Here is a 324-nt window from a genome sequence, read left to right as displayed (position 1 = left end):
AACCGGATGCACGAGCCATCGTTCAGCCATAACCGGCCGCGTTTCGGCTGGCGCTGCGGCACCTTCAGCCCCTCGCGTCGCCAGATCCGTTCCACCCGTTTATGGTTCACCGACCAACCCGCCGCGTGCAGCAGCGCCGTCACCCGGCGATAGCCGTAGCGCCCGTACTGCCTGGCAAGGGCGATGATATCCTCGGTCAGCGCCTCTTCGTCATCTGCCCCGAACGGCACCTTGCGCTGCGTCGACCGGTGCTGACCCAGCATGATCTCAACCTCACGTAGCTTCCCGATAATCTCCTCGGGCTTGTGCTTCTTCGCAGGCATT

The 324-nt window shown here is 63.6% G+C and carries 1 pseudogene; it reads right to left on the bottom strand.

Features of this window, described 5'->3' with window-relative positions:
- A pseudogene (locus CVH10_RS19030) lies at positions 1-263 on the bottom strand (IS3 family transposase); the annotation flags it as partial.
- Positions 264-324: the final 61 nt, after the last annotated feature.

The sequence above is a fragment of the Halomonas sp. ND22Bw genome (assembly GCF_003011945.1).
Lineage (GTDB): Bacteria > Pseudomonadota > Gammaproteobacteria > Pseudomonadales > Halomonadaceae > Halomonas > Halomonas halophila.
This window is presented reverse-complemented; position numbering and strand designations above follow the sequence as displayed.